23 protein-coding genes are annotated in these 25,574 nt (G+C 58.2%); 3 read left to right on the top strand and 20 right to left on the bottom strand.

Features of this window, described 5'->3' with window-relative positions; all coding sequences use genetic code 11:
• Positions 1–17: 17 nt before the first annotated feature.
• The 11 genes from DBR02_RS13000 to pmbA all read right to left on the bottom strand — a co-directional run bounded on the left by DBR02_RS13000 (position 18) and on the right by pmbA (position 8,896).
• On the bottom strand, positions 18–1,154 hold the full coding sequence (locus DBR02_RS13000) for a lactonase family protein (RefSeq protein WP_107534535.1): 1,137 nt from the start codon (positions 1,152–1,154) through the stop codon (positions 18–20).
• A 92-nt stretch (positions 1,155–1,246) separates the two neighbouring features.
• Positions 1,247–1,987: a 2-dehydro-3-deoxy-phosphogluconate aldolase gene (gene dagF, locus DBR02_RS12995; protein WP_064910241.1), complete on the bottom strand. Its 741-nt coding sequence runs from the start codon at positions 1,985–1,987 to the stop codon at positions 1,247–1,249.
• Positions 1,984–3,102, bottom strand: a complete 1,119-nt coding sequence (locus DBR02_RS12990) for a DgaE family pyridoxal phosphate-dependent ammonia lyase (RefSeq protein WP_107534534.1) — start codon at positions 3,100–3,102, stop codon at positions 1,984–1,986. Before DBR02_RS12990 ends, dagF begins: the two co-directional genes overlap by 4 nt.
• Positions 3,086–4,219 carry an amidohydrolase/deacetylase family metallohydrolase gene (locus DBR02_RS12985; protein WP_107534533.1) on the bottom strand — a complete coding sequence of 378 codons (1,134 nt, stop codon included), beginning with the start codon at positions 4,217–4,219 and terminating at the stop codon, positions 3,086–3,088. Before DBR02_RS12985 ends, DBR02_RS12990 begins: the two co-directional genes overlap by 17 nt.
• Before the next feature lie 42 nt (positions 4,220–4,261).
• Positions 4,262–4,903 (bottom strand): DUF4310 family protein, encoded by a 642-nt coding sequence (locus tag DBR02_RS12980; protein WP_003856081.1) that lies wholly within the window; start codon positions 4,901–4,903, stop codon positions 4,262–4,264.
• A 13-nt stretch (positions 4,904–4,916) separates the two neighbouring features.
• A complete protein-coding gene (locus tag DBR02_RS12975) occupies positions 4,917–5,693 on the bottom strand; it encodes a DUF4311 domain-containing protein (protein WP_006810337.1) in 777 nt (258 codons plus the stop codon).
• Positions 5,694–5,715: 22 nt separating this feature from the next.
• Positions 5,716–6,015: a DUF4312 family protein gene (locus DBR02_RS12970; RefSeq protein WP_006810338.1), complete on the bottom strand. Its 300-nt coding sequence runs from the start codon at positions 6,013–6,015 to the stop codon at positions 5,716–5,718.
• 2 nt (positions 6,016–6,017) lie between these two features.
• Positions 6,018–6,380 (bottom strand): SFCGS family glycine-rich protein, encoded by a 363-nt coding sequence (locus DBR02_RS12965; protein WP_006179053.1) that lies wholly within the window; start codon positions 6,378–6,380, stop codon positions 6,018–6,020.
• A 10-nt stretch (positions 6,381–6,390) separates the two neighbouring features.
• Positions 6,391–6,729 carry a PRD domain-containing protein gene (locus tag DBR02_RS12960; protein WP_102750472.1) on the bottom strand — a complete coding sequence of 113 codons (339 nt, stop codon included), beginning with the start codon at positions 6,727–6,729 and terminating at the stop codon, positions 6,391–6,393.
• Between the two features lie 385 nt (positions 6,730–7,114).
• Positions 7,115–7,501: a cytochrome b562 gene (gene cybC / locus DBR02_RS12955; protein ID WP_107534532.1), complete on the bottom strand. Its 387-nt coding sequence runs from the start codon at positions 7,499–7,501 to the stop codon at positions 7,115–7,117.
• 42 nt (positions 7,502–7,543) lie between these two features.
• On the bottom strand, positions 7,544–8,896 hold the full coding sequence (pmbA, locus tag DBR02_RS12950; RefSeq protein WP_107534531.1) for a metalloprotease PmbA: 1,353 nt from the start codon (positions 8,894–8,896) through the stop codon (positions 7,544–7,546).
• 95 nt (positions 8,897–8,991) lie between these two features.
• On the opposite strand from pmbA, the gene yjgA reads away from it, so the two are divergent.
• A complete protein-coding gene (gene yjgA, locus DBR02_RS12945) occupies positions 8,992–9,543 on the top strand; it encodes a ribosome biogenesis factor YjgA (protein ID WP_063450888.1) in 552 nt (183 codons plus the stop codon).
• A 105-nt stretch (positions 9,544–9,648) separates the two neighbouring features.
• On the opposite strand, the gene mpl is transcribed toward yjgA, so the two are convergent.
• Positions 9,649–11,022, bottom strand: a complete 1,374-nt coding sequence (gene mpl, locus DBR02_RS12940) for a UDP-N-acetylmuramate:L-alanyl-gamma-D-glutamyl-meso-diaminopimelate ligase (protein WP_107534530.1) — start codon at positions 11,020–11,022, stop codon at positions 9,649–9,651.
• Between the two features lie 179 nt (positions 11,023–11,201).
• Here mpl and fbp point away from each other — a divergent pair, with 179 nt between their 5' ends.
• Positions 11,202–12,200 (top strand): class 1 fructose-bisphosphatase, encoded by a 999-nt coding sequence (fbp, locus tag DBR02_RS12935; protein WP_063450890.1) that lies wholly within the window; start codon positions 11,202–11,204, stop codon positions 12,198–12,200.
• A gap of 39 nt (positions 12,201–12,239) precedes the next feature.
• Here fbp and DBR02_RS12930 read toward each other — a convergent pair whose 3' ends face one another.
• From DBR02_RS12930 to ytfQ, 5 genes are all read right to left on the bottom strand, one after another.
• Positions 12,240–13,808 (bottom strand): methyl-accepting chemotaxis protein, encoded by a 1,569-nt coding sequence (locus DBR02_RS12930; RefSeq protein WP_107534529.1) that lies wholly within the window; start codon positions 13,806–13,808, stop codon positions 12,240–12,242.
• A 93-nt stretch (positions 13,809–13,901) separates the two neighbouring features.
• Positions 13,902–14,903, bottom strand: coding sequence for a galactofuranose ABC transporter, permease protein YjfF (gene yjfF / locus DBR02_RS12925; RefSeq protein WP_107534528.1), 1,002 nt, complete (start codon positions 14,901–14,903; stop codon positions 13,902–13,904).
• Complete coding sequence (gene ytfT, locus DBR02_RS12920) at positions 14,890–15,915, bottom strand: galactofuranose ABC transporter, ATP-binding protein YtfT (protein WP_162301179.1); 1,026 nt, start codon at positions 15,913–15,915, stop codon at positions 14,890–14,892. Before ytfT ends, yjfF begins: the two co-directional genes overlap by 14 nt.
• Before the next feature lie 10 nt (positions 15,916–15,925).
• Complete coding sequence (gene ytfR, locus DBR02_RS12915) at positions 15,926–17,428, bottom strand: galactofuranose ABC transporter, ATP-binding protein YtfR (RefSeq protein ID WP_107534526.1); 1,503 nt, start codon at positions 17,426–17,428, stop codon at positions 15,926–15,928.
• A 101-nt stretch (positions 17,429–17,529) separates the two neighbouring features.
• Positions 17,530–18,486 carry a galactofuranose ABC transporter substrate-binding protein YtfQ gene (ytfQ, locus tag DBR02_RS12910; protein ID WP_107534525.1) on the bottom strand — a complete coding sequence of 319 codons (957 nt, stop codon included), beginning with the start codon at positions 18,484–18,486 and terminating at the stop codon, positions 17,530–17,532.
• Between the two features lie 309 nt (positions 18,487–18,795).
• Here ytfQ and ppa point away from each other — a divergent pair, with 309 nt between their 5' ends.
• Complete coding sequence (gene ppa, locus DBR02_RS12905; RefSeq protein WP_006810347.1) at positions 18,796–19,326, top strand: inorganic diphosphatase; 531 nt, start codon at positions 18,796–18,798, stop codon at positions 19,324–19,326.
• A 185-nt stretch (positions 19,327–19,511) separates the two neighbouring features.
• On the opposite strand, the gene DBR02_RS12900 is transcribed toward ppa, so the two are convergent.
• Genes DBR02_RS12900 through tamA form a run of 3 tightly spaced genes read right to left on the bottom strand, consistent with a single transcriptional unit; the run spans position 19,512 to position 25,365 of the window.
• The gene (locus DBR02_RS12900) at positions 19,512–19,856 is read right to left on the bottom strand and encodes a gamma-glutamylcyclotransferase family protein (RefSeq protein ID WP_045307822.1); all 345 of its coding nucleotides are present in this window, start codon (positions 19,854–19,856) and stop codon (positions 19,512–19,514) included.
• A 2-nt stretch (positions 19,857–19,858) separates the two neighbouring features.
• Entirely contained in the window at positions 19,859–23,635 is a 3,777-nt protein-coding gene (tamB, locus tag DBR02_RS12895) for an autotransporter assembly complex protein TamB (RefSeq protein ID WP_107534524.1), read from the bottom strand.
• Positions 23,632–25,365, bottom strand: coding sequence for an autotransporter assembly complex protein TamA (gene tamA, locus DBR02_RS12890; RefSeq protein ID WP_064910242.1), 1,734 nt, complete (start codon positions 25,363–25,365; stop codon positions 23,632–23,634). The genes tamB and tamA overlap by 4 nt, the downstream gene beginning before the upstream one ends.
• Positions 25,366–25,574: the final 209 nt, after the last annotated feature.

The following is a 25,574-nucleotide window of genomic DNA, read 5'->3' as shown; positions in this document are numbered from 1 at the left end:
CGTTGTCCTCTTACTGCTCAGGGTGAAATGACCATCTGGGATGGGCTGCCGACCGGGGTATAGTCTGGCTCGGCGCTCAGCTTGCCGTCCGGCGCCACGCGGAAACGGGTAATGTTGTCGCTGCGCTGGTTCATGACGTACAGCCAGCGCCCCTGCTTATCGAGCGTCAGGGTGCGCGGATAGTCACCCCGCGTCCAGACATCGTCCTGATGCGTCAGCGTCCCCTCTGCCGTTACGGTAAAGTGCCCGATGCTGTTATGCAAACGGTTAGCGACATACAGCTGTTTACCATCGGCGCTTAGCGCCAGCCCGGCAGCAAAACTGGTGCCTTTGTAACCGTCCGGCAGGGCTGAAACGGTTTTACCCTCTTTTAGCCTGCCGTTGCTGTCCAGGGCATAATGGGTGAGCGTAGAGGCCTCTTCGTTAATCAGCCACAGGGCATCGCCTTTCGGCGTAAAGACGAAGTGGCGCGGGCCAGCGCCTTTCGAAGAGGCGCTGATAAACGGCGGATCGTTCGGGATCAGCTTTCCTGCTCGATCGTCAAAACGGTACTGATAGATACGATCCAGACCAAGATCGGTGGAAAAAACGTATTTCCCGCTCGGATCGGCGGCGATCATGTGCGCATGCGGGCCATTATGATCGCTGATCGCGAAACTGCCCTCAACGGCAGCTTCCGGCTTCGCCGCGCCCGGTTCGCCTCGATCCTGATGCGTGTCCGTGGCGTCGCCCAGGCTGCCGTTTGCGTTAATGGGGAGCACCGCGACGGTTCCGCTGACGTAGTTCGCTACCAGCAGATGCCTGCCGTTCGGCGTCAGGGAGAGATACACCGGCCCGGCGCCGCCGGAGGCCACCTGATTCAGTTCGCTTAGCGCGCCGTCATCGCCGATGCGCAGCGCCTGCACCACGCCCTGCTCCACTTCGCTTGCCAGATACAGCGTTTTACCGTCTTGCGAAAGGGTTAACTGCGCCGCATTCGGCAGTTTGCTCACCAGCGTTTTGTTATCGAGCGCGCCGGTTTGCGGGTCAACGGTAAAACGGTACAGCCCTTCACCGTTCGGATTATAGGTACCCACCCAGGCGTATTGCGTCTGGGCGACAGCGGCGGTGGCGAGCATTGAGAGTGAAGCGACGAGCAGGTTACGGGTGTGCATGGTGGCTCCTTTGGGTGTGTGCGGTGTTTCACCCCTCACCCCGGCCCTCTCCCCAAAGGGATGAGGGTTAGGGTAAGGGGTAAGGTTTTATTCTACTTCACCAGCTTCTTCGTCATTTCCAGCAGCGTACGCACATCTTCCGGACGCGTATCACCGCTGGCTTTGTCGATAATTGAACTGTAGATGTGCGGGATGATTTTGCTCACGCCCGCGTCGAGGGCAATCTGCATGATCGCCTCAAAGTTCTCCAGATCGATCCCCCCGGTTGGCTCCAGCCAGAAGTCGTGACGGGCGCAGGCTTCCGCCACCGCCTGGTATTCGTCACGGCACTTGAGGCCGCCCATTGGGAAGTACTTGATCGAGCTGCCGCCGAAGTCTTTCAGCAGGGCAATCGCCGTTTCAACCGGCACGATGCCGTCCGGCGCTTTGCTGCTCAGCGGGCCGGTGGAGATTTTCACCATGCCGACGGTCCCGGTCGGAGAGACCAGGCCGTTGACCACCGATTCATTCTGCCCCAGCAGCGCGCGGCTGGCGGCCACACCGGTAAAGACCTGGTTGACGTGCTGCGGCTGCACCTGGCGGGAGATTTCACTCACCATCGCCGACTGGTTCGGATCGCCCGCGCCCAGCCCCACGGAGAGCGCGTTATCAATCAGCGCCGCGTATTCACGCATATCCGCGACCGCGCTCGCCACGTCCGGGTAATTTTTGGAGAGCACGCCCACCAGCACATGACCTTCCGCCGCCTCGTAAATGGCGCTGGCGTTGGCCTTTGAGCCGGCCAGCACGTTCAGGCAGACGCGGTCACGGTAAAAATTGGGGGTCAGTTTCATGCGTTTTTCTCCTGTCCTAACACTTCGCTAATGCGGCGGTACACGATGTTCAGCTGGTCAGCGCTCACGCTGCGCACGTCCGCTTCGATAATCCCTTCGTTGGCCTTGTAGCCACGGAAGTAAATGGCGTATTCCCCCTGCTTCAGCTGGGCGACAAGGTCGCCGGTGCCAACGCCGGTGGTGGCTTCGTCAAACTTAATCTCGGTGCGGGCGATGTCGCGACCGGCGCTGTCCCAGACCACGCGCGCGGTGACGCCGTTCAGGGTGTTGAGCGCGTCGATAAACGGCGTCATCTTCGCCACCATCTCAGCACCGCTCTCTTTGGTAGCCGTCAGGTAGTGTTCGATGGCGCAGGTCAGGCCGAGGATCCCCTCTTTACCCACCTTCATAGCGCGGCCAATGCCCGCCGTCTGGCGCTTCACCCACTCAACGTACTGGGTTTTGCCGATCACCAGGCCGCTGGTTGGCCCCTCGATCGCCTTCGCGCCGCTGTAAATCACCAGATCCGCGCCGGAACGGTAGTACGCGTGCAGATCTTCTTCCGCCGCGGCATCAACGATCAGCGGCAGGGAGTGTTTACGCGCCACGACCGCGGCCTGCTCGACGCTGAGCATGCTTTTCTGCACGCAGTGGTGGGACTTGATGTAGAGGATCGCCGCGGTGCGCGGGGTGATGGCCGCCGCCAGTTGGTCGGCGGAGCATTCGTTGGCGTAGCCCGCTTCCACCAGCTTGCCGCCGCCCAGCGCCACCATGGTGCCGACCGGCGCGCCAAAGTTAACGTTGTGGCCTTTCGGCAGGACGATTTCATTGTTCTCGATTGGCGTGACGTGCAGGTTTTCCAGCAGCCAGTCGCTGTCTTTCACCAGCACCGCCGCTACGGACTGGGCTATGCCCGCCGACGCGCAGGAGACCACCGTCGCGCCTTCCACATCCAGCAGCTTCGCGATGTATTCCCCGGTTTTGTTAACCAGATCCTTCATCTCGAAATAGTGATTCATGCCGTCCATCGCCGCCTGCACCACCTCCGGGCGCGGCGTGGAAACGCCCAGCGCCGTCATGCGGCCAGAGGTGTTGATAACCTGCTTTAAATTATACTTCTCATAAATCGAAGGCATGTTCCGTGCTCCCTTGTTCGGTCATGTAGCCCTTGCCCGCGCGGATCGCGGCAAGCGGCACCAGAATGTGTTCAGCTTGCAGAGTGTCGTTTTCAGCGTCCGTCAGCACCGTCGGCTGGCGTTTAATCATGAATAGCGTCAGGTCGGCGTCGAGGCCAGGCTGAATGCGGCCCTTGCGCGTCAGGCGCAGGCCGTCTGCGGCGTTCGCGGTGACGCAGTCAATCACCTGCGGCAATGACATGCCGATGGCGAGGAATTTCGACATCACGCTTGCCAGCGAGCCGACCGGGCCGTTGATGCGGTTGCGGCAGTAGATATCCGAGCTGATGGTGTGCGGCAGAATACCCATCGCGATGGCGCGTTTCGCCACCTCAAAGCTGAAGCTCGCCGTGCCGTGGCCGACGTCCAGACGCACGCCGCGCTTCAGGGCGGAGGTGATGGAGGCGCGCAGCTCGCCGGACGGCGTCAGAATGCGGTTAGGCTTGCCGTTGTAGCAGTGGGTAATGATGTCGCCCGAACTCAAGAGTTCAGCGATTTCGTCGAGATTCGGCGGGTTGTTGCCGATGTGCACCATCAGCGGCAGGTCGCCGTTCTCTTTCTGGATCGCTTTTGCGCGCTCCAGGGGCGTGATGCCATTCTCGCCGACCACGCTGCTGCTCATGCGCGCCTTCAGGCCGACGATAAAATCCGGGTGGCGCTTCACCGCCTGCTTCACCGCATCGGCGTCAATGTTCGCCATGTTGGCCAGCTCGTTCTGGGCAATCAGCCCCACGCGGGAGATGTTCAGCAGGGCAAAGACGTCGGTGGAGGCTTTGCGGGTAATTTCGTAAAAATCGTCCACGTCGTCGGCACCGGTACTGCCCGCGTCCACCACGGTGGTGACGCCGGTGGCAATGCCCACGCTGTCCGGCTCGTCGTGATAGATCGGGGAGTTCGGGTAGCAGTGAACGTGGGAGTCAATCCAGCCCGCGCTGACGTACACGTCACCGTTAAGCTCAACCGTTTTACGGGCGGGAGCGTCAATTTCGCCCGTCGCGGCGATCTTCCCGTCCTGAATGGCGATATCGGTCAGGGTATCGTCGGCGAGGCGCGCACGGCGCAGGAGTAAATCAAACATGGGGTTCTCCTGATAGGGCGGGCGCAGATGCACCCGCGGGTATTAAAGGGCGACCGGGAACAGCCAGCCCAAAATCATTGCGCCGAGGATGGCACCACCGGTAATCGGCTTCTGCCAGATGTAGAACAGCAGCGCGCCCACCAGCGAACCGACGCCGATAGGAATGGAGGCGGTCATCGCGCTGAGGATAATCAGCGGCCCGAGGAAGCGGCCGGAGGCGTTACCCGCGCCCATCATCACGTCTGCCCCGTAGGTGGAGTTACTCTGGTTGATGGTGAACTTACGCGCCAGGATGATGACGTAGCCAATCGCCAGACCAATCACCAGGCCGGTGATCAGCGAGGCAATGAAGTTGGTCACCGGGAACATGATCCCCGCGCCCAGCAGCAGCGCCGGTACGCCGAGGCCCACGCCGGTCTGGATAGCGCCGCCGATATCAAGAATACCGACCAGCGATCCTTCAATAATGCGGGCGAACAGGAAGCTCGCGCCGAACGCCGCCACCGCGCCGTAGACGCCGGTATCGATTCCCGCTTTCAGCATCGCCACGAAGGCCACTTCGTTAAACGCGCCGATGCCGTAGAGGTAGTACATGTGCGTCCCGGCGAAGACGCCGGAGGAGAGCAGGCCAACGAAGATCGGGAACGACCAGTCGGCATACCAAAAACCTTTATTCTGTTCCATTTAGAGGCTCCTGTTATTTACCGCTGAGCGAGTTGTGGATCATGTCGAGCCAGTTCGGCACGGTCAGATGGAAGGATTCAATCATCTTCATGTCGAAGCCGCGGAAGAAGCCGCTCAGCACGAACAGCAGGACGATCGCCGCCATCATCACTTTGGTGACGTGGTTCCAGCCGCTCTCCTCAACGCCTTTACCGATCAGAATGCCGAGAACCAGACCCGGTACGGCGTTCCCCATGATCAGCTGCGCCGCGCCGCCAAAGATGGTGGCCCAGAAGCCCGATTTTTTACCCGCGTCGATGGCCGCCAGCCAGAAGATCACCGGCATTACGGTGTTGACCAGCAGGTTCGCGGCAGGCACTAGCACCTTCACGGCGGTGACCTGAAGTGCGGCCGGCACGGAGGAAGCGGTCAGGTTAAGGAAGGTCACGACGATCATGCCGATGATGCCGCAGGCAATCGCCATTTTGCGGGGATCGTGCAGCGTTTCGCCGACGTTACGGTTTTTGATCATCAGCGCGGCAGCACCCCAGTTCGGGATGATGCGGTGGTCAACGTCCTGTGTGAAGGCACCTGCGGCCACGGAAGAGGCCCAGGCGTTAAAGAAGAAGCCTAATCCAAAGGAGAAGTGGGAGGCCGGATCCCCTTCGCAGGAGTTCAGCTCCCCCAACGTACGAAACGCGCCCATACCCTGAGTGGTAGGCGCATGAAACATGCGTGCAGCCCCGGCTCCCACACCGACGCCAACCAGGCCGCCAATGATGAGCGATTTTATTAATATAATTAAGAACATCAGTCTGCCCTTTTATGAATAATCAGCGTTGCGTGACGAAATCCACCTGGTCGAGATTGATGGCGGTCACGTTGACGGTCACATCCAGCTCCACGCTGTAGGTGCGTCTTTCCCGGCGCAGAAAGAAGAACAGAAACGCTTCTTTTCGCACCGCTTCTTGCGCCTGAACAACCTGCACATCCTGTGGCTCAATACGCAGTAAGATATGCGGTGAGGCTTTCATCACCGCGGCCTGAACGTGGTTGAGCGCGTCGGCAAAGGCGCGCGCTTTGGCGTCGCCCTTCCCCTTCACTCTCACCGTGGTTGTGAACTGTTCTTTCATGCTTATGCGCCGTGCTTCTTCTGCCACGCCTGTACCAGACGCTCGCCCAGCTCTTCTTTATCCATAAAGCCAAAGCCCAGCACGTTGCAGCCTTCGTTGATGGCGGTCACGCCCTCATCCACGGAGCGCATGCCGTATTTGGCCTTGTAGCCATATTTGGTTTGTGCGGTGATGGCGCCCGCGCCGCCGCTGCCACAGAAGGAGATGCCGAAGGTGGCATTTTCCGCTTTCATCACGTCACCGAGCTTCATGTCTGCCGCCATGCCCGGCACGACAACCGCGCGTCCACCGGCTTTTTCCACACCCGCAGCCACTTTCTGACCTTTACCCAGGCGATCGCCAATCACGACTGTAATCTGTTCCATGTGTTGCTCCTTAAAGGTTGTCTTTCGCGACTTCGAAGTGAACGGAGAGCAGCCAGGCCTCTTCATCAGGAAGGTTGCCAAACTGCGCTACCACTTCACGGGCAAGTTGCATTGAATCTGGTGAAATTTCGTCGAAAAGCTCTGCTTCAACCTCCGGCAGCGGCTCGCCGGTCACGGACCGGTGCGCCATTGCGCGAACGTGGGAGGTCAGCATCTGCTCCTGTACCGCGTTGGGGATGATATTGTGCCGGGCCAGCAGAGCATAAACCTGCTGAAGCATGGTGTTCGCGAGCTGCTCAGTCTGCACCGCCTGTTCCCCAACGTCGTTCATTACCGCTCCGTTACTCACTCGTCTTACCCCGTTAATGGCTCTGGAATAAAACTAACGTTGCAGGTGCAGGGTTTGTAGCGAGTTGTTTTCCACTTCGAAGTGGAAAGGCGAGCCGCGGCAGTGATCTGTGCCACATAAATGCGGTGAATCTGGATAAATCGCTGTATTTGCGTGATGAATATCACGCTATCTGGCGGCAAATAAGGGGTATGCAAAGCGGAAAAGATTACGAGCGGGCTCGTAGAAATGTGACGTGGATAAGGTTTTATTATGGGGGTTGGGTAGAGTGGCTGCGGGTGCTTGAGACTGACCGTCTCAGGCATGGGACGGAAAGGAGCAAGGATGCGGGGGCGCGTAATGCGCCTCCGCATACGGAGAAAGGACGTACAGCTCAGGCACCCAATTAACGATACTTTTTGTGATACGCGTTGCGGGTCGCCGCAAACTGGTCGGCCGCCGCCTGGGCTTCTTTGACTTTGCCTTCGTTAGCCAGCTTCAGCGCACCGTCGATCTGGCTGACCAGCACGTCAAAGCCGTGACGATAGTCTTTCATCTCAGCGCTGTCTGCTGCTTTGCTTTCCAGCTTCGGCGGCGTCGCTTTTTGCGCGTCCAGCGCCGCTTCACGCATTTTGGTCAGCGCGTCCTTCATCTCGGCGGCATTGTCGGTTTTCTGCACCACCTTCAGATTTTCACTGAGGGTGTCCATGTTGTCTTCGAGATCGGCAGCAAACGCGGACGAGCCAAGAACCAGCGTTGAAGCCGCGACGATCGCTAACAGGTGTTTACGCATTGCTCACTTCCTTTTTTATTATTAAACACGCTTTTACGGGTATTACTGACCGGCGATTTTCATCTCCGGCAGCAATACAGAACCACACTGAATATTGCTGCGTGTTTCAATATCGTTACCGACCGTAACAATATTGCGCCACATGTCCTTGAGGTTGCCGGCGATGGTGATTTCGCTCACCGGATACTGAATTTCACCGTTTTCGACCCAGAAGCCCGCCGCACCGCGAGAATAGTCTCCGGTGATGCCGCTCACGCCCTGCCCCATCAGCTCGGTCACCACCAGGCCGGTGCCCATCTCTTTCAGCATCTGCTCAAAGTTCAGGCCCTGTCCGGCAATGCGCCAGTTGTGGATCCCACCCGCGTGCCCGGTGCTTTTCAGCCCCAGCTTGCGCGCGGAGTAGTTGGTCAGCAGCCACTGGGTCAGCACGCCGTCTTTAACGATATCCCGGCGTTCCGTGCGCACGCCTTCGCTGTCGAACGGCGTAGACGCCAGCCCTTTCAGCAGGTGCGGATGCTCTTCGATGGTCAGCCATTCCGGCAGGATCTGCTTGCCCAGCGAGTCGAGCAGGAAGGTCGATTTACGGTACACCGAACCGCCCGCAATCGCCCCCACCAGATGACCAAACAGGCCGGTCGCCACTTCATTGGCAAAAATGACCGGGGCTTTCATGGTGGAGAGCTTACGCGGTGAGAGGCGTGACAGCGTGCGTTCGGCACACTCTTTGCCCACCCACTCGGGAGACTGCAAATCCCCCAGCGCGCGGCCAATGGTATACGCGTAATCGCGCTCCATATCGCCGTTCTCTTCGGCGATCACGCAGCTGGACAGCGAGTGACGGGTTGAGCAGTACCCCTGCAACATGCCGTGCGAGTTACCGAACACTTTGATGCCGTAGTGGCTGTTAAAGCTGCCGCCTTCGGTGTTGGTGATGCGTTTGTCGGCCTGCAAAGACGCCTGCTCGGCGCGCGAGGCCAGCTCAATGGCTTCGTCCGGGGTCACTTCCGCCGGATGGAACAGATCGAGATCCGGCGCGTCAAACGCCAGCAGCTCTTTATCGGCCACGCCAGCGTAAGGATCCGGCGAGGTGTAGCGGGCGATATCCAATGCCGCCTGCACCGTCCGGGCGATGGCATCCGGGCTGAGATCGGTAGACGACGCGCTGCCTTTGCGATTCTGGTGATACACGGTGATCCCCAGCGCGCCATCGCTGTTAAATTCTACGTTCTCCACTTCGCCATAGCGGGTGCTCACGCTAATGCCGGTGGTTTTGCTGACCGCCACTTCGGCGCCATCTGATTTGCCTGAAGCGAGCGTCAGCGCGGTGGAGACGGCTTCTTCCAGGATCTTACGCTGCGCTTCAACTTGTGAGGTTACTTTCATCGCAAATGCCATACTGTAAGAGAGAGTTAAGTGAAGTCTAACAGAGAACCGTTTTTCAGTGCGCGTCTTAACTGGTAACATTAGCCTCTTTTTTTAAGGAGCCTGACATGACTAAGCAGCCCGAAGACTGGCTCGACGACGTTCCCGGTGATGACATCGAAGACGAAGATGATGAGATCATCTGGGTCAGTAAAAGTGAAATTAAACGTGACGCCGAAGAGTTAAAACAGCTTGGCGCAGAAATGGTAGAACTGGGTAAAAACGCGCTGGATAAGCTCCCGCTCGACCAGGATCTGCGTGATGCCATTGAACTGGCACAGAAAATCAAGAAAGAAGGGCGTCGCCGCCAGCTTCAGCTTATCGGTAAACTGCTGCGTCAGCGTGACGTGGAGCCGATCCGTCAGGCGCTGGATAAGCTGAAAAACCGCCATAACCAGCAGGTTGCGCTGTTCCATAAGCTGGAGCAGATCCGCGATCGTTTGATCGAGCAAGGTGATGACGCGGTACCAGAAGTGCTGAACCTGTGGCCGAATGCCGACCGCCAGCAGCTGCGATCGCTTATCCGCAACGCGAAGAAAGAGAAAGAAGGGAATAAGCCGCCGAAGTCAGCGCGCCTGATTTTCCAGTATCTGCGCGAGCTGTCTGAGAACGAAGAGTAATCTGTGCGGGTTTGCGCCGGATGGCGGCGTAAATGCCTTATCCGGCCTACAAGGTCGTGCGAAAAAATGTAGGCCCGGTAAGCGCTAGCGCCACCGGGCTTTTTTTTACGCTGCGGCCGCGGCTTTCTTCGCCAGACAGTCCAGCAGCTTCTGATGGATCCCACCAAACCCGCCGTTGCTCATCACCAGAATGTGGTCGCCAGGCTGTGCGGCTTTCACCACCATATCCGCTAAGACATCCACGTCCGCACTCCAGTGCGCCGGCTGAATGCAGGCATCGGCCACTTCGGCCACCTGCCACGGAATATGCTGCGGTTGCAGCAGGAAGACCTCATCGGCACGCCCTAAGGACGGCGCGAGATCGTCTTTGCAGATCCCCATTTTCATGGTGTTTGAACGCGGTTCCAGTACGGCCAGAATGCGCGCGGTGCCGCCGACTTTGCCACGCAATGCGGCAAGCGTCGCCAGAATGGCGGTTGGGTGGTGCGCGAAATCGTCGTACACCGTCACGCCGTGGGCTTCACCGCGCAGTTCCAGACGTCGACGGGCATTGATAAATGTGCCCAGCGCACTGGCGGCATCCGCAGGCAGAACCCCCACATGACGCGCCGCCGCTATCGCCATCAGGCCGTTGTGCATGTTGTGTTCGCCCACCAGGCCCCACTTCACTTCACCGACTTTCTCACCGTCGAGCAGCACGTCCCACTCGGAGGCATCGGCGTTCAGTTTTTTCGCCTGCCAGTGGCCCTGCTCGCCCACCAGCTCCTGCTCGCTCCAGCAGCCCATCGCCAGGGTCTGCTTCAGGTTGATGTCGTTCTCCGGCAGGATGATACGGCCCTGGCCCGGCACGATGCGCACCAGATGGTGGAACTGTTTCTGGATCGCCTTCAGGTCGTCAAAGATATCCGCGTGATCGAACTCAAGGTTGTTGAGGATCAGCGTGCGCGGGCAGTAGTGCACGAATTTGGATCGCTTGTCGAAGAATGCACAGTCGTATTCATCCGCTTCAATCACAAAGAACGGGCTGTCGCCCAGACGCGCGGAAACGTCGAAATTCCCCGGCACGCCGCCGATCACGAAGCCCGGCTTGTAACCGCAGGCTTCGAGGATCCAGGTCGCCATGCCGGCGGTGGTGGTTTTGCCGTGCGTCCCGGCAACGGCGACCACCCAGCGGTCGCGCAGGACAAAATCATGCAGCCACTGCGGGCCAGACATGTACGGGATATTGCGTTCCAGCACTGCTTCAACGCATGGATTCCCACGGGTCATGGCGTTGCCAACGATCACCAGATCCGGCTGCGGCTCCAGCTGGCTGGCGTCGTATCCCTGAATCAGAGAAATTCCCTGCTTCTCCAGCAGCGTGCTCATCGGCGGATACACATTGGCGTCCGAACCTGTCACTTCATGGCCCAGCGAGCGCGCCAGCATTGCCAGTCCGCCCATGAAAGTGCCACAAATCCCCAATATATGAATGCGCATACGTCACTATCCTTCTTCAATGTGGCGCACATTTTACCCACATGTCAGCGGCTGTGAAACGCATTTCAGGTAAATCCGTATTTTGCTGGCGCGATTCACCTCTGCGCTAATATTTGAATGTTTGTTAAGATTGTTGGACATCAACCGCTTTACTCAACATAAGATGCAGGGAAAGTGTTATGAAAACGTTAGGTGAATTTATTGTCGAAAAGCAGCACGAGTTCTCTCATGCTACGGGTGAGCTCACTGCTTTGCTGTCGGCAATAAAGCTGGGCGCTAAGATCATCCACCGCGATATCAACAAGGCCGGTCTGGTCGATATCCTGGGTGCCAGCGGTGCCGAGAACGTTCAGGGTGAGGTTCAGCAAAAACTCGACCTGTTCGCCAATGAAAAACTGAAAGCAGCACTGCGCGCGCGCGACATCGTTGCGGGTATCGCCTCTGAAGAAGAAGATGAGATCGTCGTCTTCGAAGGGTGCGAACACGCGAAATACGTTGTTCTGATGGATCCGCTCGACGGCTCCTCCAACATCGACGTTAACGTTTCTGTTGGTACCATTTTCTCCATCTACCGTCGCGTTACGCCGGTTGGCACACCGGTGACGGAAGAAGACTTCCTGCAACCGGGCAGCAATCAGGTTGCTGCCGGCTACGTGGTGTATGGCTCGTCCACCATGCTGGTGTACACCACCGGCTGCGGCGTGCACGCCTTTACTTACGATCCGTCACTGGGCGTGTTCTGCCTGTGCCAGGAGCGTATGCGCTTCCCGGAGAAGGGCAATACCTACTCCATCAACGAAGGCAACTACATCAAATTCCCGAACGGCGTGAAGAAGTACATCAAGTTCTGCCAGGAAGAGGATAAAGCCACGCAGCGCCCGTACACCTCGCGCTATATCGGCTCGCTGGTGGCGGATTTCCACCGCAACCTGCTGAAGGGCGGGATTTACCTTTATCCAAGCACGGCAAGCCACCCTGACGGGAAGCTGCGTCTGCTGTACGAGTGCAACCCGATGGCGTTCCTGGCCGAGCAGGCGGGCGGCAAGGCGAGCGACGGTAAAGAGCGTATCCTGGATATCGTGCCGGAAAGCCTGCACCAGCGCCGTTCGTTCTTCGTCGGCAATAACCATATGGTGGAAGACGTTGAACGCATGATCCGCGAATTCCCGGACGCGTAAGGCGTAAAAAGGGGAGCCTGACAGGCTCCCCTTTTTTTATCATGCCGTTTGCGCCGTCAGCCTGAAGGAGGCCATCGCCTCCATCAGCTCGCGCGACTGCGCCTCCAGGGAACGTGTTGCCGCAGAGGATTGTTGAACCAGCGCCGCGTTTTGTTGCGCCGTTTCATCCATCTGATTAACGGCGATATTCACCTGCTCAATGCCGCGGCTCTGCTCCTGAGACGCCGTTGCAATTTCTCGCATCAGTTTGGTCATACGCAGCACTTCGGTGGCGATCTCGTCCATCGTCTCACCGGCCTGTTGCGCCAGCTCGCTGCCCTCGTTCACGTGGGTTTGCGAATCGCTGATAAGCGAGCGGATCTCCTTCGCGGCATCGGCACTGCGGCTGGCGAGATTGCGCACCTCACCCGCCACGACCGCAAAACCCCGTCCCTGCTCGCCCGCACGCGCCGCTTCTACGGACGCGTTCAGCGCCAGAATATTGGTCTGGAAGGCGATCCCATCGATAACGCTCAGGATATCGGCGATGCGCGCCGCGCTGCCGGAGATATCGCGCATCTTCTCAATGACGTAGCACACCATTTCGCTGCCGCGATCGGCGGTGTCGGAGACCGACTGCGCCAGCTGGTGCGCCTGCCCGGCGTTTTCGGCGTTACGTTTCACCGTGGCGGTGATCTCTTCCATACTGGCGGCCGTCTGCTCCAGCGACGTGGCGGTGGATTCCGTGCGCTGGGCAAGGTTCAGGTTCCCGGCCGTCAGCTCGCGGCTGCCGGTATCAATCTGCGAGCTGGCGTCGCGCACGCGCAGGACGGAGCCCATCAGCGACTGACGCATCTCTTCGATGGCCGCGTTGAGGCGGTTAAATTCCTGGCTCGCAGGCGCGTTCAGGGCGTAGGTTAAATCCCCTGCCGCCACGTGCTCCAGCTGGGCAATTGAGGCTGAAAGCGGCTTGAGCAGCATATGGCGCAGCACCAGCCAGGCCAGCACGATAATGCCTGCCGTCAGCAGCGCCGCGACGATAATCAGGATCAGCACGCGGGTTTTACTCGCCTGCACGGCGCTCACTTCCGCTTTGCCGCGCGCCTCGCTCCACGCCTGGAACGCCTGCATATCATTATCAAACTGCTTCGCCACCGGCACCAGCTTGCTTTCCAGCAGATCATAATAGCCGTCCGCGCTTTGCTCGTTCAGGGCGTTCAGCATCGGGGTGATGCCCTGCTGGTTGTACACCGCCAGGCTCGCGGCGACCTTATCCAGCAGCTTTTGTCCCTGTTCATCCGCCACGCCACCGCCGATCACGCCCTTCAGCGTTTTCTGTGCCAGCGTCACTTCCTGGTTAATGGTTTTGACCGCCTTGGCCGCATCGTCCAGCAGGCCGACCTCCATCATGCGGACGGCCTGACCTGCCTCGTTACGCGCGCGCAGGATCAGCGTGTAGCCGGCATTCAGCTGCACCATCTGTTCACCCTGAAGGTGATTGATGCGCTGGAGAGAAGCGGAGCTTTGTGTAAGGGCATAAATGCCGATGCCGCTGACAATCAGCAGCAGAAGGGTCATAACGGCCAGTAAAGAGAGCAAGCCGGTACGAATCGATAGCGTTTTAAGCATGATGTTATTTCCGGTAGCGAGATATTTCTGGGCATAAAAAAAGAGTATCGGCCGCTACCGGAAAATGTTTAGACTTTAAGCAATTTCAGCATGTTATCGCCCTGTTACAGAGGTATTTACACGGGTAACAGGCGAGCTTAGGCGGTTCTCCCACAGCACCGTCAGGCCGCGCTGGAGCGCGATAAAAATAAACAGCAGAATGCCGATGGCGATTTTAGTCCACCAGGAGCTAAGCGTGCCGTCGAAGTTGATGTAGGTCTGAATCAGCCCCTGGATCGCCACGCCAAATAGCGTGCCGAGCACCGTCCCCACGCCGCCGCTGAGCAGCGTGCCGCCGATGACCACCGAGGCAATGGCGTCCAGCTCAACCCCCACCCCCGCCAGCGCATAACCTGCCTGGGTGTACACCGAAAACACAATCCCCGCGAGCGTGGCAAGGCCGGTCGAAAGCATGTAGATGCGGATAGTGGTGCTGCGCGTGGAAATCCCCATCAGGTTCGCGGACGTGGCGCTGCCGCCAATGGCATACACCTGATTACCAAACCGGGTACGGTGGGCGAGGAAGATCCCGATCACCACCACGCCCAGCATCAGCAGCCCCATCGCGCTCAGGCGCCCTCCGCCGGGAATTTTCCACGCCAGGCTGGAGAGCGTGTCGTAGATCGGATGGTTAATCGGAATCGACTCCTCCGACACCAGATAGCTCACGCCGCGCAGGAAGAACATCCCGGCAAGGGTGATGATAAACGCCGGGATTTTCAGCGCGTCGATTAAAAGCCCCATAAAGGCGCCGAACGCGCAGCCCATGGCCAGCACCAGCGGGAACGCCAGCAGCGGCGAAATGCCCCAGTAGCCAATGGCCTTGGCAAGGAACACGCCGGTAAAGGCGATCACCGACCCAACGGAGAGGTCGATCCCGCCGGAGAGGATCACAAAGGTCATGCCGACGGCAATAATCCCGAGAAACGCGTTATCGGTCAGAATGTTGCAAATCACCCGCGTGGAGGCGAACCCCGGGAACTGGGTCAGGCAGTAGAGGTAGCCCAGCACGAACACGCCCAGCGTGATCGTTAACGGCAAATTACGTTTTATCATGACCGCGGATCCCCTTAATGAGAGTGATAAAGCGCGGCGACTGCACGATAAGCACGATAAGCACCACGACCGCTTTGACGACCTGATTGAGCTCCGGCTGGAAGCCGGAGAGCAAAATACCGGTATTCATACACTGAATAATCAGCGCCCCCACCACCGAGAGCAGCAGGTTAAACCGTCCGCCCATCAGCGATCCGCCGCCGATCACCACCGCGAGGATCGCGTCCAGCTCCAGCCAGAGTCCGGCGTTGTTGGCATCCGCCCCACGAATATCGGCGGCCACGATCACCCCGGCAATCGCGGCGCAGACGCCGCTCAGGACGTAGGTCAGCATCACCATCAGCCGGGTATTCACGCCGGCGTTTTTCGCGGCCCGAATGTTAATCCCCACCGCTTCGATGAACATCCCGAGCGCCGTTTTGCGGGTGAAAAGCCAAAAGATAACCAGCGTCACGAGGGCAACGATCACCGGCGTCGGGAAGTACAGGACGTTACCGCTGCCGATCCACGCCAGGCTCGGGGAGCTAAAGGTGACGATTTGACCGGAGGTAATAAGCTGCGCCACGCCGCGCCCGGCCACCATCAAAATCAACGTCGCGACAAACGGCTGGATCTTGAGTACCGCGACCAGAATGCCGTTCCACAGCCCGGCTAATACGCCGGACCCCAGCGCGGCGAGCAGAACCACCGGCAGGCTGTGCCCGGCAACGGTCATCGAGGCGGCGGTGGCGCCCGCAATCGCCATTACCGCACCGACGGAGAGGTCGATCCCGCCGGTGGCAATCACCAGCGTCATGCCAATCGCCAGCAGCGCTACGGGCGCGGCACGGTTTAAGATGTCGATCGGGCTTCCAAACAGGCGGCCATCCTGCACGACGATCTGGAAAAAATGCGGGGCTACCAGGCTATCCACCAGCAGCACCAGCAGCAGCGCCACGATTTGCGGCGTGCCGGTCGGCCAGCTGAAGCAGCGCTTCGCTTCGCCAGTTTGCGAAAGAGAACGGGACATCACATTTGACTCCTTACGCCGCGATGGCATTCATGATCGCCGGAACGGACAGCTTATCCAGCGGGATCTCAGCCACCTGCCTGCGATCGCGCATGATAATGACGCGATCGGCATAGCCAACCAGCTCCTCCAGCTCAGACGAGATCACCAGCAGCGCCAGACCGTCGGCACACAGCGTTTCGATAAGCCGGATGATTTCGGCGTGCGCGCCCACGTCGATGCCGCGCGTGGGCTCGTCGAGGATCAGGAACTGCGGTTTGGTCAGCAGCCAGCGAGAGAGCAGCACCTTCTGCTGGTTGCCGCCGGAGAGAAACTCAATGGGCTGTTCGGCGCTCGGGGTACGTATACCGAGCTGGCGGATAAAGCGCTCGGCAATGGCGTTTTGCTCTTTACGCGGTATCGGACGCAGCCAGCCGCGCTGGGCCTGTAGCGCCAGAATGATGTTTTCCCGCACCGAGGCGGCGGCAATAATTCCGTCCGTTTTCCTGTCTTCCGGGCAGAAACCCACCCCGAGGCACGACGCCTGATGCGGCGAGCGTAGCGTTTGCGGTTTGCCTTTGATCAGCGCCGTTCCGCTGTCGGCGGGCCTGATCCCGAAGATCACTTCGGCGGTTTCGGTGCGTCCGGAGCCTAACAGACCCGCCAGACCCACAATTTCGCCGGGGCGCACCTCCAGGTTAAACGGCGCGATGGTTCCTTTTTTGCCGTAGTCGTGAAAGGCGGCGATCGGTTTTTCGCTCAGCAGCGTGCGGCCCGCGCGCTGGAGTGCGTTGGTCTCCAGCTCGCGGCCCAGCATCATTTTGACCAGCTCAATCTGCGGCAGCTCGCGGGTTTCCCGGCAGCCGACAAAGCCGCCGTTGCGCAGCACCGTAATGCGATCGCTTACCTCGTAAACCTGATCGAGGAAGTGCGTAACAAAGATCAGGCTCACGCCCTGATCGCGCAGCTGGCGCATCAGGGTAAAAAGCATCTCCACTTCCTGGGTATCGAGGCTGGCGGTGGGTTCATCGAGGATCAGCACTTTCGCCGAGAGATCGATAGCGCGACAGATCGCGACGATCTGCTGCATCGCCACGGAAAAGCGGTTCAGCGGTTCGCGCACGTCGAGAGAGAAACCATAAGATGCCATCAGCTTCGTGGCGCGCGCTTCCATCTCTTTGCGGCGCAGCAGGCCAAAACGTCTGGGCTCGCGGCCTATAAACAGGTTGTCCGCTACCGACATGTTTGGCAGCAGGTTCACTTCCTGGTAGACCGTGCCGATCCCCAGCTGCTGGGCATGCGCGGTATTCTTTGGCGAAATCGCATTACCTTCCAGCCAGATAGTGCCGCGATCGGCGTGATATACCCCCGTCAGGGTTTTAATCAGCGTCGACTTCCCCGCGCCGTTTTCGCCGAGCAACGCCATGATCTCCCCTCGCCGCAGGCTGAAATCAACGTTATCCAGCGCCTTAACGCCTGGGAAAAATTTACTCAGGCCCTCGGTGCGGAGGATTTCCTGGTGTTGTTCGGTGGTCATGATTCCCCCTGCATTAAGCCGGATGACGCTACGCTTATCCGGCCTACAAATGAGCGTATCGCAGGCCGGGTAAGCGCAGCGCCACCCGGCAATGTCACTGATCAGTAGCCCATATTTTTCTTCTTCTCTAACTCTTCTTTCGCCGTGTCCGGCAGGTAGAGCGTGGATTTGGTGACCGTTACTTTTTCAGGCACCGTGCCGTCTTTCTTGAATTTCTCCAGCGCGTCGAATGCCGGGCCCGCCATGTTTGGCGTCAGCTCAACGCTGGCGTTCGCTTCGCCGTCAATCATCGCTTTGTAGATGTCCGGCACGCCGTCGATCGAGCCGGTAAGGATATCTTTGCCCGGCTTCAGGCCCGCTTCTTTGATGGCCTGAATGGCGCCGATCGCCATGTCGTCGTTGTGGGAGTAAACCATGCAGATATTTTTGCCGTTATTTTCTGCCTTAATGAAGCTTTCCATGACCTCTTTACCCTTGCTGCGGGTGAAGTCGCCGGACTGAGAACGGACGATCTTAATGTTTGGCGCGCTGGCGATGGCCTGCGCGAACCCTTTCTTGCGGTCGATCGCGACGCTCGCACCAACCGTTCCCTGCAACTCAACCACGTTACACGGCTTGCCATCCACCTGCTTCACCAGCCAGTCACCAATCAGTTTGCCTTCCAGCACGTTATCGGCGGTGACGGTGGTCATATAGAGAGATTTGTCTTTTACGTCGATGGAACGGTCGAGCAGGAAGACAGGAATTTCAGCATCTTTGGCTTCCTTCAGCACCGGCTCCCAGCCCGTCGCGACAACCGGGGCGATAAAGATGGCATCCACGCCCTGGGCGATAAATGAACGCACCGCTTTAATCTGGTTCTCTTGCTTTTGCTGACCATCGGCGATTTTCAGCGTAATACCGCGCTTTTCAGCCTCACTTTTCGCCACGTTCGTTTCAGCGGCGCGCCAGCCGGATTCAGATCCGACCTGCGAAAATCCAACGGTTAACGGTGCGGCCATCGCCATAGACGACATGGCTGCCGAAACTGCTGTAACAAGAAGTAAGCGCTTCCACATATGAACGTCCTCGTAGGGTAGGTTATTGTTGGTTAAAAGATGTTCTGCGGATGAACTATAGCCAATGGAATATGTTACGGATTGCGTTACGTCACACTTCAGAAAAGTGAATAAAACGTTAATCACAAGTTTGTAATCGCTTTCATTTCCACATTTAAAATGCGGCTGAGTTTATGGATTATCCTGTCATGGAAACGGTCTGAAAAGTGAAGGCGCGGGAGAGATAAGACGAAAACAGGCGAAGACTTTCAGCGCCAGTTGGCTATAATACTTGCCACTTGTTTACCATCCATTTTGAAGGACACCGACATGAGCTTACTCAACGTCCCTGCGGGTAAAGAACTGCCAGAAGACATCTACGTGGTTATCGAAATCCCGGCCAACGCAGATCCAATCAAATACGAAATCGACAAAGACACCGGCGCGCTGTTCGTTGACCGTTTCATGTCCACCGCCATGTTCTATCCGTGCAACTACGGCTACATCAACCACACCCTGTCTCTGGACGGTGATCCGGTTGACGTACTGGTCCCAACGCCATACCCATTGCAGCCAGGCTCCGTCATTCGCTGCCGTCCTGTTGGCGTGCTGAAAATGACCGACGAAGCGGGTGAAGATGCGAAACTGGTTGCCGTACCGCACACCAAACTGAGCAAAGAATACGATCACATTAAAGATGTGAACGACCTGCCAGAGCTGCTGAAAGCGCAGATCGCCCACTTCTTCGAGCACTACAAAGATCTCGAAAAAGGCAAATGGGTTAAAGTTGAAGGCTGGGATAACGCAGAAGCGGCGAAAGCAGAAATCATCGCCTCTTTCGAACGTGCAGCTAAGAAGTAATTCTTACTGCTGATACTAAGCCCCGCGCGTCGGGGCTTTTTTGTGCCTTTCGATTCCGGCAACCCGTGCGATTGGGAAGTATCGCCCGGCGGCGCTACGCTTGCACGGGCCTACACTGTACAGTGCAAGTCATTGATATTACAGCCACAAAAAACAACGCCACCTTACGGTGGCGTTGTCGTTTTTCAGAACTGGTCTCTGTCTAACCAGTTACCGCTTTCAATCAGCGTTAACCCGTCGACCGAACGTTGGTACACATACATCCATGCACTGCCGTAAGGCGTCTGGATCAACTGGCGAGCGTATTCACCGCCCCTGGTGCGCAAGGCATCAAGTTCGGCCAGCGTAGCATTATCAATACGATAAACTTCACCCTGTACCGTTCCGTTCCCCGGAACCGCGCCTGGATAGTGGCCCAGACTGTACAGCTGATAGTTTTCGATTGTGTAATTTCCCAGCAACTGGGCGTTGGTCATCCAGTGGCTGTTGCCTTGCTTGGTTCGTAAACTGCCGTAAACAAATATTCGCATTGCTAAAACTCAAACTGATAGAGCAGATCTAGTGCCTGGTCTACGCCGGACACTGCTTCCAGATATAGCTTAGGCATCAGGCGGTAACGTAACGTGAGTGTAGCCAGTGAGTCAAAGATCCCCACGCCATATTTTACCTGTAGACCCGGCAGTACATAGCCGCTGACCACTACCTGCGAAGAGTCACCCACGCCCTGAGTGTCCAGCGCCAGATTGCTTACGCCAAACGTCTCGCCGATTTTACCCACAACCTGACCACTTTGTGCAACCCCCAGACCGACTAACATTGACGTCATTGCCGCACCATCGCCCTGCTGGCTATCCAGACCCTGTCCGCGCAGCAGGTAAGAGAGCGCTTCCTGTTGCGACATGGCCGGGTCAGAGAAGATCTCTGCCTTAGGTTCGTCGGCGGAGCCCGTCACGCGCACGCCCGCAATCACATCATCTTCGGTGGCTTCCGGGTTACGGATCGCTTCGATATTCAGGACCGGCTGATCCGGTGGACCGGAGAACAGCAGCTCACCTTTACGCACAATCAAATCCTGACCGTAGGCATGGAAGCGCCCTTCAGGAATATTGATTTGTCCATTCAGGCCCAGCCCCTGCTGATCCTGCGCCACTTTCAGGTCACCCGTGAGTCTCGCCTTCAGCCCAAACGCGTCCAAACGCACGTTATTCCCCACGTGCACGATAAGATTACTATTGATCGGTATGCCAGCGCTCTTCTGTTCAACAGGTTTCAGATTTTCATTGAGCATAACTTCATCACTGGAGACGCCAACCGCGCTTTCCGGCACCTCGTGAACCACGATGCGCGCCCACGGGACATCGACGCGGCCATCCAGCGTGAAGAGGCTTGGCGTTGCCTCAAAGACCACGTCTGGCGATACGTCCAGCCGCACCATCGGCGGTACCGTGATACGCACCCTGCTGCCTTTGGCCGCAATACGGGCGCGCCAGTTATCAAGCTGGCTCCAGTCTGCATCGCCGCTCAGGTTGATTTGTCCCTGCTGCGTCAGCACTGAACCACTGAGGGTTGAGCTTTGGCCGTTAAAGTTCATCGCAAGCTGGCTTGGCTGCATATCGAACGGCATAAAGTTACCGTCGATGTCCACGCCGCTTAGCCGCATCTGGCCAAACAGCTGCGGGCTTTGCGCATCTCCCGCCAGGCGCAGGTTGGCGCTGAGCATACCCGCCGCTTTTTCACCTCGCGAGAAAATCGGATTCACCATCGCCAGGTTGAAGTTGCGAATATTGACGTTGCCGCCGAGGTTGCGCCGCCCTTGCGGATCGGTAATTTGTACCTGACCGTCAAGCTGACCGTTGTTGGTCAGACGAATAAGCCACCCCAGCTCCGCGCGGTTGTTACGCAGGTCGGCATTCAGATTCAGGGTGTCGAACGCCACCGGCAGCGGCGCGTCATTGACCTCCTGCGTGACCTTCACGTTACGCCCGGAGAGACTCACGCTGCCCTGCGGCAGGCCCTCTTTGGTAGTGTCCCACGCGACGTCCGCTTTACCGCTAAAGACCCCGCTCGCCTGGGTGGTTTCCGGCATAAACGGTTTCAGCATGGCCAGGTCAAAACGGTTGAGGTTGATCTGCGCGCGTCCTTCCGCGCCCGCATCAATGGTCTGCGGCACGCACAGCTCGGCGTTCGGGTTGGTCCAGCAGTGCGGCCCAATGCTGATTTTCTGCTCTGCGTTGCGGTAGTCCAGCGCGATGGATCGGGACAGCACCAGCGGGCCAACCGGCGTGCTGAAGCGGGTGTTGTCCAGCTGCCCTTTCCAGCGCGTCGCGTTGCGGTCAAAGCTGCCGGTCAGGTGCAGCTGCCCGGAGACCGGCTCGCCCTGCACGCGCAGCTGGAGATCGTGCTGCTTCTCGTTACCTTTCGCCGCCAGCGTCACCAGGCTGATGTTCACGTCCGGCTGAGAAATACGCTCCACGCGCAGGTCGAGGCTACCGCCGATCTGATCGGTGGATTTTACGTCCCCTTCGACGCGCACGCGGGCAATGGAGAGTTCCTGCCAGCGCAGATTGTTAGCGGTAATGTCGGCCAGCAGCTGCGGCGCTTCCACCGTACCGCGAACCTTCACTAACCCTTTCGCCGTACCGCCAAGGCCCGGCAGGGCGTTATCAAGGTTTGGCGCGTCGATGGTGGCATCCAGATCGAGGTCTTTCACCCCCAGCTCGCCTTTGATATCCGCCGTGTTGCGGCCCAGCGCCACGTGCAGGCCCGGGATCACCCACTGGAGATAGCTGTTGCCCTTAACCGAGCCCTCTACGTTGACTTTGTTCTGCTTCACGTTGCCGGTCAGCTTGATTTCCGGCACGTCCATCTGCCAGGTGCCGCCGTACAGGCTGCCGCGAGTTTTGATCAGGCCGTCGAGTTTTGACGGCCAGTCCGGTACCTCTTTGGCGGTGTTGATCCCGGTCAGCTTCAGCTCGCCGCGCCAGCTGATCGCCTGCTGCCAGTCGAGCAGCGCGGTCAGCTCGGTTTTTCCTTCCAGCGCTGCCACGGTCAGCTTGTCGAGGTTTACCTGCAACTCGTTACCCTTCGCATCCAGGGTGATATCGGCGGGCGGTACCCCCTGCCCCTTCACTGCCGTGCGGAACGACAGCGTGTAGTCGGTCATTTTGCCACTCAGCTTCAGCTTCAGATCGTCGGCCTGGAACTGCTTTTCGCCGGTGAATGGCCAGTAAAGCTGCTTGCTGACAATCTCAAGGTTGAGCGGTAAACCGGCTTCTGCCAGCTGGGTTTGCCCACGCAGCACCATATCCACCGGGCCGGACAGGTTCACGCCGAACTCAAGCTTCTCGCGTAACGCACCGCCGACCTTCACCTTCACCTTTTCGCCCTTCAGCGGATCGATGTTCAGGGCGCTGTTCAGCGTAATATCTACCGGCCAGTTGTCGCGCAGCTGCGCGTTGCCTGAGGCGTTCACCGAGCCCTGACTGGAGTCGATATCCAGCGCGTCGAGCTTCATGTTGCCGTCGATGCTGCTGACTTTAAGCAGCATGTTGTAGACCGTCAGATCGGTGTCACCCGTCAGACGCAGCTGCTCGCCCTTAAACTCTTCGATATTGAGGTTCAGCGGCAGATGCACGTCGGTCATCTCCGGCAGCACCGGTTTCGAGAAGAGATCTTTCAGCGTTTCACCCAGCGGTTTTTCTTCCGGCTGCGGGTTCTGGATCTTCGGCTCGACGATCTCTTCCTGCGCCACGTCGGCCACCTTCGGCAGCGCAATCAGCAGCCCTTGCAGGGAGGTTGGGGTCAGGGTGAGGTTTTTCTCCTGCCAGCGCAGACCGGAGGTGAAATCCATCACCGATACCGTCGTATCGTCGATTTTGACGTTGACGTTATCCAGCGCAACCCGGTAGAGCGCAATCGGGTACGGCGTGGAGAGGTTAAGCGGGCCGCTATCCTCTTCCTCGACGGGCTCAGACTTCGGCATTTTTTTGGAATCTATCGCCACGTTTACGTCTTTTAACGACAGATCGTTTACGCACAGCCTGCTGTCCCGCAGGCAGCCCAGCTTCACCGCCAGATGAAACTCGCCCGCGTTCACCGCCACGCCGGGCTGTTCATAGCGGATATTTTTCAGGCGCAGATCGCGCCAGCCGCCCGTCACCTGGCCGATTTCCAGCCCCGGCACCCAGCGGTTCGCGGCGTTAAACAGCAGATGCAGGCCCGTGGTGGTGCCCACCAGAAACGCCACCGTGCCCAGCAGCAATACGATAAAAATCAGCACTCCGAGGCTTATCTTCTTCCATAAACTCATAATTCAGGCCCCAGACCGATGTAAAACTGTAAACCGTGTTCTTCTTTGTCACCCACCGGAACGGCGAAATCGAGCTTGATCGGCCCGACCGGTGACTGCCAGCGCACGCCTACGCCCGCGCCGGTTTTGAAATCGCTGCGGCGGATGTCGTTTACCGCTTCACCGCTGTCGACAAACATGGCGCCCCACCATTTGCCGCTGACGTTGTACTGGTACTCCAGCGAGCCGGTCGCCAGCTTAGAGGCCCCGGTCAGCTGGCCTTTTTCGTTTTCAGGTGAGATCGATTTGTACTTATACCCGCGAATGCTGCGGTCGCCCCCGGCGAAGAAGCGCAGGTCCGGCGGAACGCGCTCGAAATCACCCGTCTCAATCCAGCCGAGATTGCCGCGCATCACAAAGCGGTGTTTGTCATACAGCGTGCGGATCCAGACGTTTTGCGCCTGAAAGACGGAGAAGTCCACGTCGGATCCCCAGGCGGTGTTGGAATAATCGATGGAGTAGCGCTGGGAATCGCCCCAGGTTGGCATCAGGCCGCCGCGCGAGCGTGTGCGGCTAATCATCACACCCGGATAAAGCAGCATGGTGGTGTTGGTGACGTTGGCCTGGGTAAAGTGATCGAGGCTCCAGCGCAGGTTAATGGCGCGCTGCCAGCCGCTGGAGAGATCCCAGAAGCGTGAGACCGCAAGCGTTGTCGAGTCCTGCTCGGTATCGTTCAAATCGGTGCGCTTAAAGCCGCCCTGCACCAGGTAATATTGCTCAAGCGGGTTTTTCAGCAGCGGCATTTTGTAGCTGAAGTCCAGTTGCTGTTCAGGCGCAGAGAGGCTGACGCTGGTAGTCAGGCTGTGGCCGTAGGAGTTCATCCACGGTTTTCTCCACGACGCCTTCACGCGCGGGCCGACGTCCGTGGAGTAGCCGACACCGGTCTCAATGGTGTTCTCGGTGCGCGGAGAGACCACGCCATGCAGCGGTAATACCTTCGTTTTACGGGATTTTTCAAATTCAGGCGCCACCACCACGGAGTTAAACCAGCCGGTAGCGGACAAACGACGGTTCAGCTCGCCGAGGTCGCTGGACTGGTAGTAGTCGCCCTTTTTGAACGGCACCAGGTTTTGCAGATACTCGTCACGGATCTGCGATCCTTCGAAGGTTACATCGCCAAACCGATAGCGTTCGCCGCTGTCGTAGTCGATATCCCAGAATGCCTGACGTCGCTCAAGCGCAACGCCCAGCTGGCTTTTGTTGAATTTGCTGTCGAAATAGCCTTTACGCAGGGAAACGTTGGTCAACGACTTTTTAAAGCGATCGTAATCCCCGTGATTGAGCACGGTGCCCACTTTCGGGCGGTTGCTAAGCAGATCCAGGTAGTCCCGATCCGTGCGCGCACCGCCGCGCAGCACCACGTTCGTGCCACCAATCAGGACGGGTTCGCCCGGCGAAACGCGGGCAATCAATACCTGACGCCCCTTCGCCGGCGGCGGGCGTAAGTCGAAATCGATGGTGGGTTCGTAGTACCCCAACGCCTTTAAGCCTTCGCGAATGGCGTCATCCACGCGCGCGCGAAAACGCCGATCCGGCGTCACTTCATCGCTCTGGATGGTAGAAAGCTGCGCACGCACGTTTTTTTCCAGCGCCCCGGATAACCCCTCAACCTGCAAACGGACATTCGCCGCGCTGGCAATCCCGCTTGTCAGCATTAAACTGACTAAACATAACTGGCGGATCTTTGTCACGTTTTCTCCTGAATATCCCTGTTTCCACCCTGGAAGCAAATGCAGTGCCGCTCCGCGGCAAAATACGGCCTGCTGGCCAAAAACCCAAATTACGGGTTGAAAAAGGGTGCAACACCCAAATATTTCTTATGATTAAATCTAGACTCATTCATCGCATTTATTGTGTTCAATTAAACGCTTCGTGACAACCTTAACCGAAACAACGCTAC

Origin of the sequence: Enterobacter cloacae complex sp. (assembly GCF_900322725.1) — a bacterium.
Classification (GTDB): Bacteria; Pseudomonadota; Gammaproteobacteria; order Enterobacterales; family Enterobacteriaceae; genus Enterobacter; species Enterobacter quasihormaechei.
The sequence above is the reverse complement of the archived record's forward strand: the minus strand, read 5'-3'. Positions and strand labels throughout refer to the sequence as shown.

Bases quoted from the DNA above. Each gene is read 5' to 3' on its own strand.
- pmbA (WP_107534531.1), bottom strand. From the start codon at position 8,896: ATGGCATTTGCGATGAAAGTAACCTCACAAGTTGAAGCGCAGCGTAAG.
- DBR02_RS12990 (WP_107534534.1), bottom strand. From the start codon at position 3,102: ATGCCTTCGATTTATGAGAAGTATAATTTAAAGCAGGTTATCAACACC.
- tamB (WP_107534524.1), bottom strand. From the start codon at position 23,635: ATGAGTTTATGGAAGAAGATAAGCCTCGGAGTGCTGATTTTTATCGTA.
- DBR02_RS12930 (WP_107534529.1), bottom strand. From the start codon at position 13,808: ATGCTTAAAACGCTATCGATTCGTACCGGCTTGCTCTCTTTACTGGCC.
- DBR02_RS12900 (WP_045307822.1), bottom strand. From the start codon at position 19,856: ATGCGAATATTTGTTTACGGCAGTTTACGAACCAAGCAAGGCAACAGC.
- DBR02_RS12975 (WP_006810337.1), bottom strand. From the start codon at position 5,693: ATGTTCTTAATTATATTAATAAAATCGCTCATCATTGGCGGCCTGGTT.
- DBR02_RS12985 (WP_107534533.1), bottom strand. From the start codon at position 4,219: ATGTTTGATTTACTCCTGCGCCGTGCGCGCCTCGCCGACGATACCCTG.
- ytfR (WP_107534526.1), bottom strand. From the start codon at position 17,428: ATGACCACCGAACAACACCAGGAAATCCTCCGCACCGAGGGCCTGAGT.
- DBR02_RS12965 (WP_006179053.1), bottom strand. From the start codon at position 6,380: ATGGAACAGATTACAGTCGTGATTGGCGATCGCCTGGGTAAAGGTCAG.
- DBR02_RS12980 (WP_003856081.1), bottom strand. From the start codon at position 4,903: ATGGAACAGAATAAAGGTTTTTGGTATGCCGACTGGTCGTTCCCGATC.
- dagF (WP_064910241.1), bottom strand. From the start codon at position 1,987: ATGAAACTGACCCCCAATTTTTACCGTGACCGCGTCTGCCTGAACGTG.
- mpl (WP_107534530.1), bottom strand. From the start codon at position 11,022: ATGCGCATTCATATATTGGGGATTTGTGGCACTTTCATGGGCGGACTG.
- DBR02_RS12970 (WP_006810338.1), bottom strand. From the start codon at position 6,015: ATGAAAGAACAGTTCACAACCACGGTGAGAGTGAAGGGGAAGGGCGAC.
- yjfF (WP_107534528.1), bottom strand. From the start codon at position 14,903: ATGATAAAACGTAATTTGCCGTTAACGATCACGCTGGGCGTGTTCGTG.
- DBR02_RS13000 (WP_107534535.1), bottom strand. From the start codon at position 1,154: ATGCACACCCGTAACCTGCTCGTCGCTTCACTCTCAATGCTCGCCACC.
- fbp (WP_063450890.1), top strand. From the start codon at position 11,202: ATGAAAACGTTAGGTGAATTTATTGTCGAAAAGCAGCACGAGTTCTCT.
- ytfQ (WP_107534525.1), bottom strand. From the start codon at position 18,486: ATGTGGAAGCGCTTACTTCTTGTTACAGCAGTTTCGGCAGCCATGTCG.
- ppa (WP_006810347.1), top strand. From the start codon at position 18,796: ATGAGCTTACTCAACGTCCCTGCGGGTAAAGAACTGCCAGAAGACATC.
- cybC (WP_107534532.1), bottom strand. From the start codon at position 7,501: ATGCGTAAACACCTGTTAGCGATCGTCGCGGCTTCAACGCTGGTTCTT.
- yjgA (WP_063450888.1), top strand. From the start codon at position 8,992: ATGACTAAGCAGCCCGAAGACTGGCTCGACGACGTTCCCGGTGATGAC.